Annotated in this window: 19 protein-coding genes and 1 CRISPR repeat array; of the genes, 11 read left to right on the top strand and 8 right to left on the bottom strand. The window is 70.7% G+C overall.

The window, feature by feature from the left end; all coding sequences use genetic code 11:
- Positions 1 to 101: 101 nt before the first annotated feature.
- A complete protein-coding gene (locus DVK44_RS22310) occupies positions 102 to 650 on the top strand; it encodes a TetR/AcrR family transcriptional regulator (RefSeq protein ID WP_114665358.1) in 549 nt (182 codons plus the stop codon).
- A gap of 291 nt (positions 651 to 941) precedes the next feature.
- On the opposite strand, the gene DVK44_RS22305 is transcribed toward DVK44_RS22310, so the two are convergent.
- On the bottom strand, positions 942 to 1,961 hold the full coding sequence (locus tag DVK44_RS22305) for a DeoR/GlpR family DNA-binding transcription regulator (RefSeq protein WP_114661255.1): 1,020 nt from the start codon (positions 1,959 to 1,961) through the stop codon (positions 942 to 944).
- Between the two features lie 268 nt (positions 1,962 to 2,229).
- On the bottom strand, positions 2,230 to 3,669 hold the full coding sequence (locus tag DVK44_RS22300; RefSeq protein ID WP_114661254.1) for an NAD(P)H-quinone dehydrogenase: 1,440 nt from the start codon (positions 3,667 to 3,669) through the stop codon (positions 2,230 to 2,232).
- A 258-nt stretch (positions 3,670 to 3,927) separates the two neighbouring features.
- On the opposite strand from DVK44_RS22300, the gene DVK44_RS22295 reads away from it, so the two are divergent.
- The 3 genes from DVK44_RS22295 to DVK44_RS22285 all read left to right on the top strand — a co-directional run bounded on the left by DVK44_RS22295 (position 3,928) and on the right by DVK44_RS22285 (position 7,137).
- Positions 3,928 to 4,365 carry a gamma-glutamylcyclotransferase gene (locus DVK44_RS22295; RefSeq protein WP_114621718.1) on the top strand — a complete coding sequence of 146 codons (438 nt, stop codon included), beginning with the start codon at positions 3,928 to 3,930 and terminating at the stop codon, positions 4,363 to 4,365.
- A 149-nt stretch (positions 4,366 to 4,514) separates the two neighbouring features.
- Positions 4,515 to 5,345, top strand: coding sequence for a purine-nucleoside phosphorylase (locus tag DVK44_RS22290; protein WP_114661253.1), 831 nt, complete (start codon positions 4,515 to 4,517; stop codon positions 5,343 to 5,345).
- 67 nt (positions 5,346 to 5,412) lie between these two features.
- Positions 5,413 to 7,137 carry a phospho-sugar mutase gene (locus DVK44_RS22285; RefSeq protein WP_114661252.1) on the top strand — a complete coding sequence of 575 codons (1,725 nt, stop codon included), beginning with the start codon at positions 5,413 to 5,415 and terminating at the stop codon, positions 7,135 to 7,137.
- A gap of 903 nt (positions 7,138 to 8,040) precedes the next feature.
- On the opposite strand, the gene DVK44_RS37695 is transcribed toward DVK44_RS22285, so the two are convergent.
- The 3 genes from DVK44_RS37695 to DVK44_RS22270 form a co-directional block, all read right to left on the bottom strand.
- Positions 8,041 to 8,292, bottom strand: coding sequence for a DUF397 domain-containing protein (locus DVK44_RS37695; protein ID WP_408055348.1), 252 nt, complete (start codon positions 8,290 to 8,292; stop codon positions 8,041 to 8,043).
- A 308-nt stretch (positions 8,293 to 8,600) separates the two neighbouring features.
- A CRISPR array of direct repeats spans positions 8,601 to 8,872; the repeat unit is 27 nt; unit sequence GCTCCCCGCGCGTGCGGGGGTGTTCCC.
- 57 nt (positions 8,873 to 8,929) lie between these two features.
- Complete coding sequence (locus DVK44_RS37690) at positions 8,930 to 9,181, bottom strand: DUF397 domain-containing protein (protein ID WP_408055347.1); 252 nt, start codon at positions 9,179 to 9,181, stop codon at positions 8,930 to 8,932.
- The gene (locus tag DVK44_RS22270; protein ID WP_228447321.1) at positions 9,178 to 10,104 is read right to left on the bottom strand and encodes a helix-turn-helix domain-containing protein; all 927 of its coding nucleotides are present in this window, start codon (positions 10,102 to 10,104) and stop codon (positions 9,178 to 9,180) included. Before DVK44_RS22270 ends, DVK44_RS37690 begins: the two co-directional genes overlap by 4 nt.
- Before the next feature lie 147 nt (positions 10,105 to 10,251).
- Between DVK44_RS22270 and DVK44_RS22265 the strand changes: the two genes are divergently transcribed.
- Together DVK44_RS22265 and DVK44_RS22260 are read left to right on the top strand one after the other, a co-directional pair.
- Complete coding sequence (locus DVK44_RS22265) at positions 10,252 to 10,686, top strand: ATP-binding protein (RefSeq protein ID WP_114661250.1); 435 nt, start codon at positions 10,252 to 10,254, stop codon at positions 10,684 to 10,686.
- Positions 10,687 to 10,688: 2 nt separating this feature from the next.
- Positions 10,689 to 11,213: an NUDIX hydrolase gene (locus DVK44_RS22260; protein WP_114661249.1), complete on the top strand. Its 525-nt coding sequence runs from the start codon at positions 10,689 to 10,691 to the stop codon at positions 11,211 to 11,213.
- Here the strand turns inward: DVK44_RS22260 and DVK44_RS22255 are convergent.
- Complete coding sequence (locus tag DVK44_RS22255) at positions 11,171 to 11,719, bottom strand: hypothetical protein (protein WP_114661248.1); 549 nt, start codon at positions 11,717 to 11,719, stop codon at positions 11,171 to 11,173. The genes DVK44_RS22260 and DVK44_RS22255 overlap by 43 nt on opposite strands.
- 316 nt (positions 11,720 to 12,035) lie before the next feature.
- Complete coding sequence (locus DVK44_RS22250) at positions 12,036 to 12,608, bottom strand: PH domain-containing protein (protein ID WP_331461619.1); 573 nt, start codon at positions 12,606 to 12,608, stop codon at positions 12,036 to 12,038.
- Between the two features lie 306 nt (positions 12,609 to 12,914).
- Between DVK44_RS22250 and deoC the strand changes: the two genes are divergently transcribed.
- From deoC to DVK44_RS22225, 5 genes are all read left to right on the top strand, one after another.
- Entirely contained in the window at positions 12,915 to 13,862 is a 948-nt protein-coding gene (deoC, locus tag DVK44_RS22245; RefSeq protein WP_181957662.1) for a deoxyribose-phosphate aldolase, read from the top strand.
- Positions 13,863 to 13,865: 3 nt separating this feature from the next.
- A complete protein-coding gene (locus DVK44_RS22240) occupies positions 13,866 to 15,296 on the top strand; it encodes an aldehyde dehydrogenase family protein (RefSeq protein ID WP_114661245.1) in 1,431 nt (476 codons plus the stop codon).
- On the top strand, positions 15,289 to 16,179 hold the full coding sequence (locus DVK44_RS22235; RefSeq protein WP_114665357.1) for an aldehyde dehydrogenase family protein: 891 nt from the start codon (positions 15,289 to 15,291) through the stop codon (positions 16,177 to 16,179). The genes DVK44_RS22240 and DVK44_RS22235 overlap by 8 nt, the downstream gene beginning before the upstream one ends.
- A gap of 111 nt (positions 16,180 to 16,290) precedes the next feature.
- The gene (locus DVK44_RS22230; RefSeq protein ID WP_114665356.1) at positions 16,291 to 16,548 is read left to right on the top strand and encodes a type II toxin-antitoxin system Phd/YefM family antitoxin; all 258 of its coding nucleotides are present in this window, start codon (positions 16,291 to 16,293) and stop codon (positions 16,546 to 16,548) included.
- A complete protein-coding gene (locus DVK44_RS22225) occupies positions 16,545 to 16,796 on the top strand; it encodes a type II toxin-antitoxin system RelE family toxin (protein WP_114661244.1) in 252 nt (83 codons plus the stop codon). The genes DVK44_RS22230 and DVK44_RS22225 overlap by 4 nt, the downstream gene beginning before the upstream one ends.
- 9 nt (positions 16,797 to 16,805) lie before the next feature.
- On the opposite strand, the gene DVK44_RS22220 is transcribed toward DVK44_RS22225, so the two are convergent.
- A complete protein-coding gene (locus tag DVK44_RS22220) occupies positions 16,806 to 17,231 on the bottom strand; it encodes a hypothetical protein (protein WP_114661243.1) in 426 nt (141 codons plus the stop codon).
- Positions 17,232 to 17,251: the final 20 nt, after the last annotated feature.

The raw sequence follows: 17,251 nt of genomic DNA, 5'->3' as shown, positions 1-17,251 counted from the left end.
GGACGCCACGGGGAGAGACAGGAGGCACCGCGATGGCGAGCAACACGGCAACGAGGCCGACCGGCCCGGCCCCGGCACCGGCGACAGCACCGGCCCGGCCGATGCGCGCCGACGCCCGCCGCAACTACGACCGCCTGCTCACCGAGGCCCGCCTCAGCTTCGCCGCGCACGGTACGGACGCCTCCCTGGAGGACATCGCGCGCCGCGCGGGCGTCGGCATCGGCACGCTGTACCGCCACTTCCCGAACCGCCACGCCCTCATGAACGCCGTCTTCGGCGAAGCCCTCACCACACTCCTGGCCCGCTCCCGCGAACTGGCCGCGGCGGACCGCCCCTGCACGGCGCTGGTCGAGTGGCTGGGCGCCATCGTCACCCACGCCGGCGAGTACCGCGGCCTCTCCCGCGCCCTCATGTCCGCGTCCCACGACACGAGTTCAGCCCTCTTCGAGTGCTGCGCCCCCCTCCGCGAGGCCGGCGCCCGCCTCCTCGCCCGCGCGGTGGAGTCCGGCCATGTACGCCCCGAGGTCTCCATCGACGACCTCCTCCAGCTCACCAACGCGATCGCCCTGGCCGCGGAACAGACTCCGTCCGACCCGGACGTGGCGGACCGCCTGCTGAAACTGACGCTGATGGGCCTTGCGACGCGGTAAGAACCTGGGGTTCCGGACGTCTCGGGCTGAGCCCAGGACGTTTGGACACAGGCCGTCCACCGACGGGAGGGGGCCGGGGTCGCAGGAGGTGACGTCCCCGGATGTAGAGCGTGATTTGTGCCGCTGTACGGTCCGCAGTCGAAGAACCCTGCCGCGCGGCGGCGTAAATCATGCATCCGGGGATGCGCCTCCGGAGTGCCCCGGCCTCCGGCACAAAACGAACCAGCCGCACCCCGCACCCGTCCAAACCCCACGACCCCCAGCCGGGAGGCGACCCGGTCGCACCCCGGACTACCGACGCCGCATGTCCGCCACCCGAGCCCGCTCCCCCGGCTCCTGCTGGGCCAGCGGCGGTGCGCTCCGTAACGGCTGCGCGCCCCCCGTCCCGCCGGACGGGCTCCCCGGCCCGGACGGGCCATGCGTACGGCGCTGCCCCGGAAGCGGCACATCGCGGCGCGACCGCGCCCCCGGCGGCCCCCCCGAGTCACCTCCGGCAGAACCACCGGACCCGCCGGCCACCCCGGACGCGACGCCGCCCGCCACCGACACCCGTACGCCCTGATCCGCCAGCGCCTGAAGCTCCGTCGCCGCGCGCTCGTCCTGCGCGGGCGGCTCGTTGGTGACGAGGCGGCTGATCAGATCGGTGGGCACCGTCTGGAACATCGTGTCGGTGCCGAGCTTCGTGTGGTCGGCGAGGACGACGACCTCCGCCGCCGCCTGCACCAGCGCCCGGTCGACGCTCGCCGAGAGCATGTTGGACGTGGAGAGGCCGCGTTCGGCCGTCAGCCCGCTCCCCGAGAGGAACGCGCGGGTGACGCGGAGGCCCTGGAGGGACTGTTCCGCGCCGCTGCCGACGAGCGCGTAGTTGGAGCCGCGCAGCGTTCCGCCGGTCATGACGACCTCGACGCGGTTGGCGTGCGCCAGCGCCTGCGCGACCAGCAGGGAGTTGGTGACGACGGTCAGCCCGGGGATCCGCGCGAGCCGGCGGGCCAGCTCCTGCGTGGTCGTACCGGCGCCGACGACCACGGCTTCGCCCTCTTCGACGAGGCTCGCGGCGAGATCGGCGATGGCCGTCTTCTCCGCCGTTGCGAGATGCGATTTTTGCGGAAAGCCGGATTCTCGCGTGAATCCACCCGGCAGTACCGCACCGCCGTGCCGGCGGTCGAGGAGTCCTTCGGCCTCCAGCGCCCGCACGTCCCGCCGTACGGTCACTTCAGAGGTCTGGACGACACGGGCAAGCTCACGGAGCGACACGGCCCCGTTGGCGCGCACCATTTCGAGAATCAATTGGCGACGTTCTGCAGCGAACACGAAACTGACAGTAACCCCAACGACCGTCTGCTTTCAGCAGTTTGCGCCGAATAACAGAAGTTGTACACAGACGAGCGTCCACGATGGTATAAAGCGATCCCATCCGCTCGAACGTGTACGCCCAGAAAGGGCTTTCAGCGCCGGAACGGACGGACGGCCCGCCCGAACGGGCACCGGCAGGCACACACGAAACGGGCCCCGGCCCCGAGCCGTAAGACTCGAAGACCAAGGCCCGCAACGCCCCAGCGGGCGGCAGCCGCCCGCCCCGTCAGATCTCCTCGCCCGACTTCCGCGTGTGCAACTGCCGTGCCACCTCGGCGATCGAACCCGAAAGCGACGGGTACACCGTGAAGGCGTTCGCGATCTGCTCGACCGTCAGATTGTTGTCGACGGCGAGCGAGATCGGGTGGATCAGTTCACTCGCGCGGGGGGCGACGACAACGCCGCCGACGACGATGCCCGTACCCGGACGAGCGAAGATCTTGACGAAGCCGTCGCGGATGCCCTGCATCTTGGCGCGCGGGTTGCGCAGCAGCGGCAGCTTCACGACGCGGGCGTCGATCCGGCCGTCGTCGATGTCGGACTGGCTGTAGCCGACGGTGGCGATCTCGGGGTCGGTGAAGACGTTCGACGAGACGGTCTTGAGGTTGAGCGGCGCGACCGCGTCGCCCAGGAAGTGGTACATCGCGATCCGGCCCTGCATGGCGGCGACGGAGGCGAGGGCGAAGATCCCGGTGACATCGCCCGCCGCGTACACGCCGGGCGCGGAGGTACGGGAGACCCGGTCGGTCTTGATGTGGCCCGAGTCCTTGACGAGGACGCCGGCCTCCTCCAGGCCCATGCCCGCCGTGTTGGGGATCGCGCCGACGGCCATCAGGCAGTGCGTGCCGGAGATCGTACGGCCGTCGGCGAGGGTGACCTCGACCCGGTCGTCCACGCGCTTCACGGCCTCGGCGCGCGAGCGGGACATCACGTTCATGCCGCGCCGCCGGAAGACGTCCTCCAGGACGGCGGCGGCGTCCGGGTCCTCGCCGGGCAGCACGCGGTCGCGGGACGAGACGAGCGTGACCCGGGAGCCCAGCGCCTGGTACGCGCCGGCGAACTCGGCGCCGGTGACGCCGGAGCCGACCACGATCAGCTCTTCGGGCAGCTCGTCGAGGTCGTACACCTGCGTCCAGTTCAGGATGCGCTCGCCGTCCGGGCGCGCGTCCGCGATCTCGCGCGGGTGGGCGCCGGTGGCGATCAGGACGGCGTCGGCGGTGAGGGACTCCTCGCTGCCGTCGGCGGCGGTCACGATCACCTGGCGCGAGCCGTCCACGGCCTGCCGCCCGTCGAGCCGCCCCCGGCCGCGCATGACCCGGGCGCCGGCCCGGGTGACGGAGGCGGTGATGTCGTGGGACTGGGCGAGCGCGAGGCGCTTGACCCTGCGGTTGACCTTGCCGAGGTCGACGCCGACGACGCGGGCCGCCTTCTCGGCGGGCTCCCGGTCGTCCGCGACGATGATCCCCAGCTCCTCGTAGGAGGAGTCGAAGGTGGTCATCACCTCGGCCGTCGCGATGAGCGTCTTCGACGGTACGCAGTCGGTGAGCACCGAGGCGCCACCGAGCCCGTCGCAGTCGACGACGGTCACCTCCGCACCGAGCTGGGCGCCCACCAGGGCCGCCTCGTAGCCGCCGGGTCCGCCGCCGATGATCACGATCCGGGTCACGAAAAAAATCCGCCTCGCGTGTCAACCCGGCCCGTCTGCCACCCCGGCCGGGGTTCCGGGGGAAGCCCCGGGGGATGCAGTACGTACTCCATTGTCCCGCACCCGCCAAGCTGCTTCTCCCCGGGGCCCGCCATCCGGGCACCGCCCCTCTGACCTGCCCGCCCCCGCCGCACGAGCGCCGCCCGGAGGCGCCGGCCGGGCATGTGACCCTCCGGACACATCGGCGGCCACGCCCGTACCTCCCGTACCCTCGACCCCATGTCGCTCTACGCCGCGTACGCCGGCAACCTCGACGCGCGGCTGATGTCCCGCCGCGCCCCGCACTCACCGCTGCGCGGGACCGGCTGGCTCAACGGCTGGCGGCTCACCTTCGGTGGCGAGCAGATGGGCTGGGAGGGAGCGCTGGTCACGATCGTGGAGGCGCCGCGCTCCCAGGTCTTCGTCGCGCTGTACGACATCGCCCCCATGGACGAGGACTCCATGGACCGCTGGGAGGGTGTCGGGCTCGACATCTACCGCCGGATGCGGGTACGGGTGCACACGCTGGACGGCGAGGAGCCGACCTGGCTGTACGTCCTGAACGGGTACGAGGGCGGGCTGCCCTCGGCCCGGTATCTGGGCGAGCTGGCGGACGCGGCGGAGTCGGCGGGGGCACCGCACGACTACGTGATGGAGCTGCGCAAGCGCCCCTGCTGAGGCGGGCGCGGAAACCCGGCGCGGAAGGGGAGGAACCGCCCGCGCCGGGGACGGCCGGACACTTCCTTCGGAAACGACAACACAACGATGTCCAGACCAATCCCCCTATCATCTACGCGCGTAGGGCTTGACCGGCTACCCTCATCGGCGTGAACGCATCAGTTATCCAGGCCAACGCCGACGGACCCGCCGACCCCCTCGCCGCCGCCGAGGCCGCCGCAGCGCGGCTCCGCGAGCTGACCGGCGCCGAGACCCATGACGTCGCTCTTGTGATGGGCTCGGGCTGGGGACCGGCCGGTGACGCCCTCGGCGAGCCCGAGGCCGACTTCCCGGTGACCGACCTGCCGGGCTTCCCGCCCCCGGCCGTGGCCGGCCACGGCGGCAGAATCCGCTCGTACAAGATCGCCGAGAAGCGCGCGCTGGTCTTCCTCGGCCGTACGCACTTCTACGAGGGCCGGGGCGTCGCGGCCGTCGCGCACGGCGTCCGTACCGCCGTAGCGGCCGGCTGCAAGACCATCGTCCTGACGAACGGCTGCGGCGGCCTGCGCGAGGGCATGCGCCCCGGGCAGCCCGTGCTGATCAGCGACCACATCAACCTGACGGCGGTCTCGCCCATCGTCGGCGCGAACTTCGTGGACCTGACGGACCTCTACTCGCCGAGGCTCCGGGCGCTGTGCAAGGAGATCGACCCGGATCTCGAAGAGGGCGTGTACGTCCAGTTCACCGGCCCGCACTACGAGACGCCCGCCGAGATCAACATGGTCCGCGCGATGGGCGGCGACCTGGTCGGCATGTCCACGGTCCTGGAGGCCATCGCGGCCCGCGAGGCGGGCGCCGAGGTGCTCGGCCTCTCGCTGGTGACGAACCTGGCGGCGGGCATCTCCGGCGAGCCCCTCAACCATGAGGAGGTCCTTCAGGCGGGCCGCGACTCGGCGACCCAGATGGGGTCGCTGCTGGCACGGGTGCTGGAACGTATCTGAGTACGCGTACGGACATGACACCGGCAGCCCAGACGACATGAGCAGCCCAGACGGAGGTACCTCCACCATGCGGCAGAACGAGCGGCAGGAGCAGGACGTGACGACGACGGAGACCGCGGCGACCGCGCGACGGGACCTCCTCGCACGGGCCGCCGCCTGGCAGGCCGAGGACCCGGACGACGGAACCCGCGCCGAACTGGGCGCGCTGATCGAGACGGCGGAGGCCGGCGACCCCGACGCCCTCGCCGACCTCGCGGACCGGTTCTCCGGCACGCTCCAGTTCGGTACGGCGGGCCTGCGCGGCGAGCTGGGCGCCGGGCCGATGCGGATGAACCGCGCCGTCGTCATCCGCGCCGCCGCCGGGCTGGCCGCGTACCTGAAGGCCAAGGGCGAGGGCGCCGGGCTGGTCGTCATCGGCTACGACGCCCGCTACAAGTCGGCGGACTTCGCGCGCGACACCGCCGCCGTGATGACCGGCGCCGGACTGCGCGCCGCCGTACTCCCGCGCCCGCTGCCGACACCCGTGCTGGCCTTCGCCATACGCCACCTCGGCGCGGTGGCCGGCGTGGAGGTCACCGCGAGCCACAACCCGCCCCGGGACAACGGCTACAAGGTCTATCTGGGCGACGGCTCGCAGATCGTGCCGCCGGCGGACGCGGAGATCGCGGCGGAGATCGCGGCGGTGGAGGCACTGTCGGCTGTGCCGCGCCCCGAGTCCGGCTGGGAGACCCTCAACGACGACGTCCTGACGGCCTACCTGGCCCGTACCGACGCGGTACTGGCGCCCGGCTCGGCGCGTACGGCCAGGATCGTGCACACCGCGCTGCACGGCGTCGGTACGGAAACGCTCCTCGCGGCGTTCGCCCGCGCCGGCTTCCCCGCGCCCGTACCCGTACCGGAGCAGTCGGAGCCCGATCCCGCGTTCCCGACCGTGGCCTTCCCCAACCCCGAGGAACCGGGTGCGATGGACCTGGCCTTCGCGACCGCGCGCCGCGTGAACCCCGACCTGATCATCGCCAACGACCCCGACGCGGACCGCTGCGCGGTCGCCGTACCCGCCCCCGGAACGGACACCGGCTGGCGCATGCTGACGGGCGACGAGGTGGGCGCGCTCCTGGCCGCGCACCTGGTCGCGCGCGGCGCGACGGGCGTACTGGCCGAGTCGATCGTCTCCTCCTCCCTCCTCAGCCGCATCGCGGCAACGGCCGGCCTCCCGTACGAGGAGACCCTCACCGGCTTCAAGTGGATCGCCAGGGTCGAGGGCCTGCGCTACGGCTACGAGGAGGCCCTCGGCTACTGCGTAGACCCCGAAGGCGTCCGCGACAAGGACGGCATCACGGCGGCGCTCCTGGTGGCCGAACTGGCCTCAGAGCTGAAGGAATCGGCCCGCACCCTGACCGACCTCCTGGACGACCTGGCCGTAACCCACGGCCTCCACGCCACGTCCCAACTCTCCGTCCGCGTCCAGGACCTCTCCCTGATCGCAGCCGCGATGCACCGCCTACGCGAACACCCGCCGAAGCAACTGGCCGGCGTCCAGGTCACCTCCACCGAGGACCTCACCCAGGGCACGGCCACCCTCCCCCCCACGGACGGCCTCCGCTACCACCTCGACGGCGCTTACCAGGCCCGAGTCATCGTCCGCCCCAGCGGCACGGAACCGAAGTTGAAGTGCTACTTGGAGGCGGTGGTGCCGGTGGCAAACGCGACGGAGCTGGCGTCGGCGCGCGAGCGAGGCGAGGCCGTCCTGACGGCGCTGAAGCGAGACGTGGCGGAGGCGGCGGGCATCTGACGGGGGTCGCCTCCGGCGAGGGCGGCGGGTCGCCTCCGGCGGGGGGCGCGGGCCAGCCGGTCCCATGCCGGGGTACGGGTCGCCTCCGGCGGGGTCCGCCTTTGCGCGGGTGGTACGGCCTGATGCCGGGGCGCGGGGCCTCCGGAGGCACATGCCCGGACTGCATGATTTACGCCGCGTGCGGACCGGAACGTACGCGCGGGTATCGCTCAGCGGCACAAATCACGCTCTACGTCCGGACACGCACCTCCTACGACCCCACCCCCCTCCCGCCGGTGGTGACACCACGTCACAAACCCCTGCCGCCAACGCCCGTTATGGCCGATCCGCCGGATTCAACGAAACCGCCCCAAACCCCCGCACCCCTGCCATAAACTCCCAGGTCACGAAGTCTGCTCCCCGCGCGTGCGGGGGTGTTCCCGGAACGGCCATCAAGGCCCTCCGGCAGGTTCACTGCTCCCCGCGCGTGCGGGGGTGTTCCCCACCAGACGAAGAACGGATTCATCACCGTGAGCTGCTCCCCGCGCGTGCGGGGGTGTTCCCCTGCTTGCCCATCACGCCGCAGCCTTGGCGTGCTGCTCCCCGCGCGTGCGGGGGTGTTCCCCTGCTTGCCCATCACGCCGCAGCCTTGGCGTGCTGCTCCCCGCGCGTGCGGGGGTGTTCCCGTCTCCCATTCCTGGGACGGGCCGCGCGCCCGCTGCTCCCCGCGCGTGCGGGGGTGTTCCCAACAAGGGCGGTGTGGGGAAGACGTCGGTGGCCTGCTCCCGCGCGTGCGGGATTGTTCCCGAAATGCCTGACGGTGTAACAGCCCGCGCATACTGCTCCCCGCGCGTGTGGGGATGTTCCCGCCGGTCTCGGGGCCAAGCGCGCGATCAATCACTGCTCCCCGCACCTGCGGGGACCTCAGAGTTCCGTCCCGTCCGGGATCAGGTGGTCGTACTGGCCCGCCTTGACCGCCAGGATGTGCGCCAGCATCTCCCTGTTCGTGAAGCGCAACGCGCCATCCAAGTCACGGCGCTTGCTGTCACCGAAGGCAACGCCCCCGGCTATCGGCATGATCTGGACGCAGGCATCCCCGGAGCCGTTGCTGAACGAGGACTTCTCCCACTCACCGTCAAGCGGCGCGGCGTAGAGGTCGTCTTTCGGATCACTCATGACCGCTCCTTCTCAATCCCTTTGATGCGTCGAATGTTTTCTTCCCCGCCCAGCGCAAAATCCGCCGGGTCAGTCTCCTGACTAAACGCGGCGATGGCCGTGATGTACTCGCGGGTCTGCAAGAGCCCCGGCACATAGCCACGGGCCGCCTTCGGCGGGGGTGTGGGCCAGCCGGTACCGTGCCGGAGCGCGGGACGCCCCGAGGCACATACCCCTGCCGCCAAAGCCCGTTATGGCCGATCCGCCGGATTCAACGAAACTGCTGCAAAACCCTGCACCCCTGCCATAAACTCCCAGCTCACGAAGTCCGCTCCCCGCGCGTGCGGGGGTGTTCCCACGTGGAGTACGGCGGTCAGGGCAGCGAGGCTCCGCTCCCCGCGCGTGCGGGGGTGTTCCCCGTCCGCCGCATCGAGCTGGCGCAGACGTCCCCCGCTCCCCGCGCGTGCGGGGGTGTTCCCTGCACGCCGAACAGGGCGCCGCGTTCGTCTCCCCGCTCCCCGCGCGTGCGGGGGTGTTCCCGCCAGCGCGATGGCGTGACGGTGGAACGCGAGCTGCTCCCCGCGCGTGCGGGGGTGTTCCCCGTAAATGGCCGGTCTGAGAGCGGCTGCTCGCCTACTCCCCGCGCCTTTGGGGACCCTCAAAGTTCCGTCCCGTCCGGGATCAAGTGGTCGTACTGACCCGCCTTGACCGCCAGGATGTGCGCCAGCATCTCCCCGTCCGTAAAGCGCAACGCACCATCCAGATCCCGGCGCTTGCTGTCACCGAAGGCAACACCCCCGGCTATCGGCATGATCTGGACACAGTTGTCGCCGTTCATGGCGCTGAACGAAGACTTCTCCCACTCGCCGTCCAGCGGCGCGGCGTAGAGGTCGTCTTTCGGGTTGCTCACAGGAGTTCCTTCTCGATCTCTTCGATGCATCGAATGGTTGCCTCCTCATCCAACGCGTAGGACGTTGAGTCAGCGAACCTCCGGCGGGCCCGCCGCACCTCTGCCGGATCGTCCTGGAGGGTCTCGCCGGTTACCCGCTCCTGTAGAAGGACACTGCGATTGTCGGCGCCCGGGAAGTCAACGATGGTGAACATCGCGGCGGCAACACTCGGAGCACCCGCCGAGAACGGGATCACGCGCAATGTGACATTCGGCCGCCCGGCACACGCCACCAAGTGTCGTAGCTGCGCACGCATCACCTCCGGTCCACCCACAACCGCTCTGAGCGCAGACTCCAACATGAGGGCGTCCACCGCAAGAGGATTCCTGCGCGTGAGCACTTCCTGCCGCTTCAGCCGGGCTTTGACGAAGGTCTCACGATGCTCCGTGCTCTCGTGCCGCTGCCCGAACGCCACGATCGCTTCGATGTACTCACGGGTCTGAAACAGCCCCGGCACATACGTCCCCGAATGCATCGACACGCGCTCCGCCGCGTCCTCCAGCGACAGGTACCGATACGAGTCGCCGCTGAACAGCGCCTGCACCTCAGGCTGTTCGTACCACGTCCGCCCGTACGACCGGCCCTGCTCAATCGTCGCGACGATGCCCGCGCGCTCCTCGGGCGTGACCTTCAAGAGCTTGAGCAGCTTCGGGAGCTGCTCATCCGTCGGGAACGCCCGGCCCCGCTCGATCTTGCCCACCGTGTAGCGCGAGACGCCCAACACCTGCCCGACCGCCTCCTGTTGGAGGCCGGCTTGGCTGCGCAGGCGCTGGAGTTCCTCCCCTACCCGACGCATCGCGAAGATCGCGTTCGCGTTGACACTGACAGCCACGGCTCCCCTTTCGGCGGCGTCGTCTCCTGACGCGCCCAGAGTATCGGCCATCCGACCGCACCATGACTCTCCGGAATGAACTCCACACACTGAGTTGCGCAGGGCAAGTCACGTGACACACACTGGGGCGCGCCCTGCGAACGCACACAGCCGCACGGCGTATTGGTTCCGCGCGCACCGAAAGGCAGAGGCACGGACATGGAACTGCCCGCACACGAATACGTCCTGGCCGTAGAGCGCTACCCCTGCACCGCCGTAGCCGTACCCCAGGCCAGAGCCATAGCGGCCCGCGCCTACGCCCCATACCCGTGGGTCGACCACGGCGTCGTGAAGCTGCTGGTCAGCGAGACCGTCACCAACGCCGTGCTGCACGCCGGCGGCGGCGCGTTCGATCTGATCTGTCACGCCCCGCGGCACCGCACCGTACGGATCGAGGTTCACGACCGCGGCGAGACGACGCTGCCCACCAGGCGCCACCGACCGCACAGCGCCTGGGACCAGCACGGGCGCGGCCTGGAGCTGCTCGACGCGCTCGCGCCCGGGTGGTCGGTCGTCAGAACGCTGACCGGCAAGGGCCTGGTGTTCCAGTGGCAGGCGCCCGCGCAGCCAACTCCCCGCCAGAAGGAACGGTGAGCATGTACGACGAAATCGACCGGCCCGGCCCCCCGCCCCGCCGCACCGGCGTCGCCGGGTTCTTCGCGCGGCGTATCGGCGGCGAACTGAACGTCCTGCTCAGCGACCACGGCCGGCACACATGGCAACTGCCGGGCGGCAACGCCCAGGACGACGAATTCCTCCACGAGGCGTACGTGCGGGAGGTCACCGCGAAGGCCGGCTTACCCGCCGCGTCGCCCGAGGAGATCCTCGTCGTGGACCACATCCCCCGAGGGGTCACCGAGGCCGAGGGGCTCGATGTCGTTTTCAAGGGCAGCCGCATCCCGCCGAACAGTGCGCTGGGCGCACCCCACGACACAGAAGACGGCAGCCCGGTCACCTACCGCTGGGCCACTCTCCACGAGACGAACACCCTGTGCCGCGCCGACGAGCGCGACCGTATCCACTCGGCCCACGAGGCATGGACCACCGGTCGTACGGCCTACCTCATCTGCGGCGAACGCTACAGCTCCCGGCCCCTCGCCCCCTCCCCCTGGACCGAGTGACCGACCTGTCCAAGGGCCGGCTCTCCCTCTCTGCTCGCAAGCTTGACGCTGACCGCGTGTTCCGGGTCGAACCAGGCGTTCAGCAGCGTATGCACCGGATGGGCACTGTCAGCGCAGTCGCCACGGCCCCAACCCCACCCCGCGCCCTGGGCCGGCGGAGTCCCGCCGGTCATCGCCGCCAGACGTATGAGCGCGGTCTCCGTCGCACCCGCGCGCGCCTTCTCCATCGGCCACGCCAGCACCTGCGGATCGCGCGCGCCCGCGAGGACCGGCGCCAGCCCGCAACCCGCCGAATACCACAGGCTGTTGCCGCGCCCCCGGGCGTTCCGGAACTGATCGGTCCACAGGCGCTCATTGCTCGTACGCAGGCTGACATTGCCCGACCTGCCGATGTAGAGCACCGGCCGCTCGGGAACACCGGCATCGATCCAGACGTACACACCTGGGCCGTTGACGACCACGTCACTCTCGGGCCCAACCGCGGCCCGCACCATCCCGATATCCATCGTGCCCCCACTACCCCTGCGCTCCGGATGACCGCGTCCATCATGACGACACCGGCCGGTACTTGTCCCCAACGGGAGGGCGCCGGGGTCCGCCCCACCGGCGGGAGGGGGCCGGGGTCGCAGGAGGTGACGTCCCCGGATGTAGAGCGTGATTTGTGCCGCTGTACGCGCATACAGTCGGCCGATATGCCGCACGCGGCGTAAATCATGCATCCGGGGATGCGCCTCCGGAGTGCCCCGGCCCCCGGCACCGAGACGACCGGGCCCAGCCCGAACCGACGCCCGGACCACGGCCCCCAACCGGGAGGCCCCCCACTCAGCCCGTCATCAGCAGCAGCACTACGAGCACGACCAGCCCCGCCGCCGACGGCGCGATCACCTCGTACGCCCAGCGCACCGCCGGCTCACCCTGCGCCGAAGGACGGGTCGCGGCCCCGTCGGCCAGCTCGCGCAGTTCCACGACGGTACGGTCCGCCTGGGCCTGCTGCGGCTGCTCGTTCGCGTCGACCGCGCGGCGGCCGAATCCGCCGCCCACCGTCTGGCGGTTCGCCCGCTTGCGCTGGCGCAGGGAGACCGGCACGGCCCACAGCTGGAACTTCCGGCCGTCCTCGGTCAGCGCCTCGCACGAGAACTCGGCCCGTACGGTCGAGACCGCCCCCCAGGGCAGCGTGATCGTACGGAAAGGGTTACGGATACGGAGCTGATCGGCGCCCGCGAAGACCGCCGGGCGCAGGCTGAACGCGACGATCAGCGGCACGGCGCACAGCATCGCGGCCAGCGACAGCCACGGCGCACGGCCCGTGCCGCGGAAGAGCGCGTCGAAGCCGAGCCACAGAACGATCAGCAGCAGCATGCCGCCGCCCATGATCCCGCCGGCGGACCGGTACACACGATCGGCGAAGCCCGGCTCCCCGCCGGAGCCGCTACCCGAGCCACCAGACGCGCCGCCCCCACCAGACGCACCAGACGGGCCAGACGCCCCCTCGGGGCCGGGGCCAGGGCCAGGGCCATCGCTGCTCGGCGGCGGGTTCGGGCTGGGACTCGTCATGGCTCCGATTCTGCCGTACGCCACTGACAACCCCCACGCCGCACAACCCCACGCACAACCCCACGCACAACCGCCCGGGCAATCCCCGCTCAACCTCACACCCCCTGTACAGGTCGCTACGCGCGTAGATATGCTCATCTAGTGACCATGCCCACCATCACCCCCGCATTCGCTGACGTGACAGCGTCCGACAGCGCACTGCGCCGCTTCCTCCACGGGCTGCCCGGCGTCGACGCCGTCGGCCTGGAGGCACGCGCGGCGTCGCTCGGTACGCGCTCGATCAAGACCACGGCCAAGGCGTACGCCATCGACCTGGCCATCTCGATGATCGACCTGACCACGCTGGAAGGCGCGGACACCCCGGGCAAGGTCCGGGCGCTCTCCGCCAAGGCCCGCCACCCCGATCCGACCGACCGCACCACGCCCGCCACCGCCGCGGTCTGCGTCTATCCGGACATGGCGGCGACGGCCGCCGCCGCGCTCGCCGGCTCCGGGGTGAAGGTCGCCTCCGTCGCGACTGCCTTCCCGGCGGGGCGCGCCGCGCTCGGTGTGAAGCTCGCGGACACCCGGGACGCCGTCGCGGCGGGGGCCGACGAGATCGACATGGTCATCGATCGCGGCGCCTTCCTCGCGGGCCACTACCTGAAGGTGTACGAGGAGATCCGCGCCGTGAAGGAGGCCGCGGGGGCCGCCCGGCTCAAGGTCATCTTCGAGACCGGCGAGCTGTCCACGTACGACAACATCCGCCGCGCCTCCTGGCTGGGCATGATCGCCGGGGCGGACTTCATCAAGACGTCGACCGGCAAGGTCGGCACGAACGCGACTCCGGCGAACACGCTCCTCATGCTGGAGGCCGTACGCGACTTCCGGGCGCAGACCGGCACGCAGATCGGCGTGAAGCCGGCCGGCGGGATCCGCACCACCAAGGACGCGCTCAAGTTCCTGGTGCTGGTCAACGAGACGGTGGGCGAGGACTGGCTGGACAGCCACTGGTTCCGCTTCGGCGCCTCCAGCCTGCTGAACGACCTGCTGATGCAGCGCCAGAAGCTCAGCACCGGCCGGTACTCCGGCCCCGACTACGTAACGGTGGACTGACCCATGGCATTCGAGTACGCGCCGGCCCCGGAGTCCCGCGCGGTCGTCGACATCGCGCCCTCCTACGGCCTGTTCATCGACGGCGAGTTCGCCGAGGCGGCCGCCGGCAAGGTCTTCAAGAGCGTCAGCCCGTCCACCGAGGAGGTGCTGTCCGAGGTCGCGCAGGGCGGCGCCGAGGACGTCGACCGGGCGGTGAAGGCTGCCCGTAAGGCGTTCGAGAAGTGGTCGGTGCTGCCCGGCGCCGAGCGGGCGAAGTATCTGTTCCGGATCGCCCGGATCATCCAGGAGCGCTCGCGCGAGCTGGCCGTTCTGGAGACGCTGGACAACGGCAAGCCCATCAAGGAGACGCGCGACGCGGACCTCCCGCTGGTCGCCGCGCACTTCTTCTACTACGCGGGCTGGGCCGACAAGCTCGACCACGCGGGCTACGGGGCGAACCCGCGCCCCCTCGGCGTGGCCGGCCAGGTCATCCCGTGGAACTTCCCGCTCCTCATGCTCGCCTGGAAGATCGCCCCGGCGCTCGCCACCGGCAATACGGTGGTCCTCAAGCCCGCCGAGACGACCCCGCTCTCCGCGCTCTTCTTCGCCGACATCTGCCGCCAGGCGGGGCTGCCGAGGGGCGTCGTCAACATCGTCACCGGCGACGGCGGTACGGGCGCGGCCCTGGTGGCCCACCCGGATGTGAACAAGGTGGCCTTCACGGGCTCCACGGCCGTGGGCAAGGCCATCGCGCGCGAGATCGCCGGTACGGGGAAGAAGGCGACGCTGGAGCTGGGCGGCAAGGGCGCGAACATCGTCTTCGACGACGCCCCGGTCGACCAGGCCGTCGAGGGCATCGTCACGGGGATCTTCTTCAACCAGGGCCAGGTCTGCTGCGCCGGCTCGCGGCTGCTCGTCCAGGAGTCGGTGCACGACGAGGTGCTGGACGCGCTGAAGCGCCGGCTGGCCACGCTGCGCGTGGGCGACCCGCTGGACAAGAACACGGACCTGGGCGCGATCAACTCGGCCGAGCAGCTGGCCCGGATCAAGGCGCTGGCCGACGCGGGCGAGGCGGAGGGCGCGGAGCGCTGGTCCCCGGCCTGCGAACTGCCCTCCGCCGGTTACTGGTTCGCCCCGACGGTCTTCACGAACGTCACCCAGGCGCACACGATCGCGCGCGACGAGATCTTCGGCCCGGTGCTCTCCGTACTGACGTTCCGTACGCCGGACGAGGCCGTCGCGAAGGCCAACAACACGCAGTACGGCCTCTCGGCGGGCATCTGGACGGAGAAGGGCTCGCGGATCCTCGCGGTCGCGAGCAGGCTCCGGGCGGGCGTCGTCTGGGCCAACACGTTCAACAAGTTCGACCCGACCTCGCCGTTCGGCGGCTACAAGGAATCGGGCTACGGCCGTGAAGGCGGCCGTCACGGCCTGGAGGCATACCTCGATGTCTGACCGTCTGAACGTCCTCAAGACCTACAAGCTGTACGTCGGGGGCAAGTTCCCCCGCAGTGAGAGCGGCCGGGTGTACGAAGTGACGGACTCGAAGGATGCGTGGCTGGCCAACGCTCCGCGCGCGTCCCGCAAGGACGCCCGTGACGCGGTCGTCGCGGCCCGCAAGGCGTTCGGCGGCTGGTCGGGCACGACCGCGTACAACCGGGGCCAGGTGCTCTACCGCGTCGCCGAGATGCTGGAGGGCCGCCGGGGCCAGTTCGTACGGGAGGTCGCGGACGCCGAGGGGCTGTCCAAGCCGAAGGCGACGGCCGTGGTCGACGCGGCGATCGACCGCTGGGTCTGGTACGCGGGCTGGACGGACAAGATCGCCCAGATCGCGGGCGGCGCGAACCCGGTCGCGGGGCCGTTCTTCAACCTGTCCACCCCGGAGCCGTCGGGGGTCGTCGCGGTGCTGGCGCCGCAGGACTCGTCGCTGCTCGGGCTGGTCTCGGTGATCACCCCCGTGATCGCCACGGGCAATACGGCGGTCGTCGTCACCAGCGAGCGGCACCCGCTGCCGGCGCTCTCCCTCGGCGAGGTGCTCGCGACGTCCGACGTGCCGGGCGGCGTGGTCAACATCCTGTCGGGCTCGGCGGCCGAGATCGGCGCCCCGCTCGCGGCGCACCAGGACGTCAACGGGATCGACCTGACGGGCGCGGGCACGGACGAGGCGCTCGCCAAGGAACTGGAAATCGCCGCCGCCGACAACCTCAAGCGCGTCCTCCGCCCCCGCACGGAGGACTGGCTGACCAACCCCGGCACCCACCGCCTGACCGCCTTCCTGGAAACAAAGACGGTCTGGCACCCAACGGGCTCCCTGGGCGCGTCCGGCTCGGCGTACTGATTTCTACCGACAAACACACAGCGTCACGCACGGAGTCCCGCATTCCCTCGTTCGGAGGAATGCGGGACTTCTTCAGTGCACAGCACTTTGCAGCACCGTACGCTTCTGTACATGACTGACACATACGCCATGACGGAAGCCCGCGCCAACTTCGGCACGCTGGTCCGCAGAACCGCCCATTCCCGCGAGCGGATCGCCATCACCGACCACGGGCATGTGGCGGCCATACTGATCAACCCGCAGGAGCTGGAGGATCTGGAAGACGCGGTCGCGGTAGCCCAGTACATGGCCGAAAAGGCCAACGGAACCCTGAGTACCGTCACCCACGAGGAGGCAAAGCGCAGGCTCGGTCTGGAGCCGCGGGCATGACCTACGAAATTCACTGGCGGGAAGCGGCCCTGAAGGGGGCCGACCGTTTCATGGTCGACGATCCGGCCGGCCTCTTACAGGTCTTCGCTTCTGTGGACCTGCTGGCCCATGAGCCACGCCCCAACGGCTCCTTCGCGTACGGCTCCCCGGACCTCCGCCGCATCCAGATCGGACTGTTCCGAGTCATCTACGAGATCGATGACGCCGTGATCACCATCACCGTCATGCATTTGGGGCGCAGCGCCTGAGAGAAACCCTCACCCCGGCAGCAGCGCCACCACTCCCCCCACCAACGGCAGGTCCTTCAACGCGCCGCCGTCCGTCAGTGGGCCCGTGACCGCTGCCGTGGAGATGGGCTTGAAGTCTGCGATCTGGGTGCCGAGGACGTTGTCGAGCGGGTCGGTGCCGGTGCCCGCCAGGGGGTCGAGCTGGAGGTTCTTGACCGGGCCGAGGGCGCCCGCCGCCGAGTGGCCGAGGGCCGAGGCCACGGCCTCGCCCGCGACCGGGACCTCCGTGATGTCGAGGAGCGGCTTGTCCGTGCCCGACAGGGGCAGGGGCGCGGCCGGGGCCGCCGCCTGGGCCGCCGCGCCGCCCAGCCCCAGCGCCGCGCCCGCCGCGGTGAGGGTCAGACCGGCGCGCAGCAGAGTACGGCGCGGGGAGGGGGGAGCTGCGTGACGTGCCATGGAATTTTCCTGCCTGGCCG

It is taken from the genome of Streptomyces paludis (assembly GCF_003344965.1).
Classification (GTDB): domain Bacteria; phylum Actinomycetota; class Actinomycetes; order Streptomycetales; family Streptomycetaceae; genus Streptomyces; species Streptomyces paludis.
This window is presented reverse-complemented; position numbering and strand designations above follow the sequence as displayed.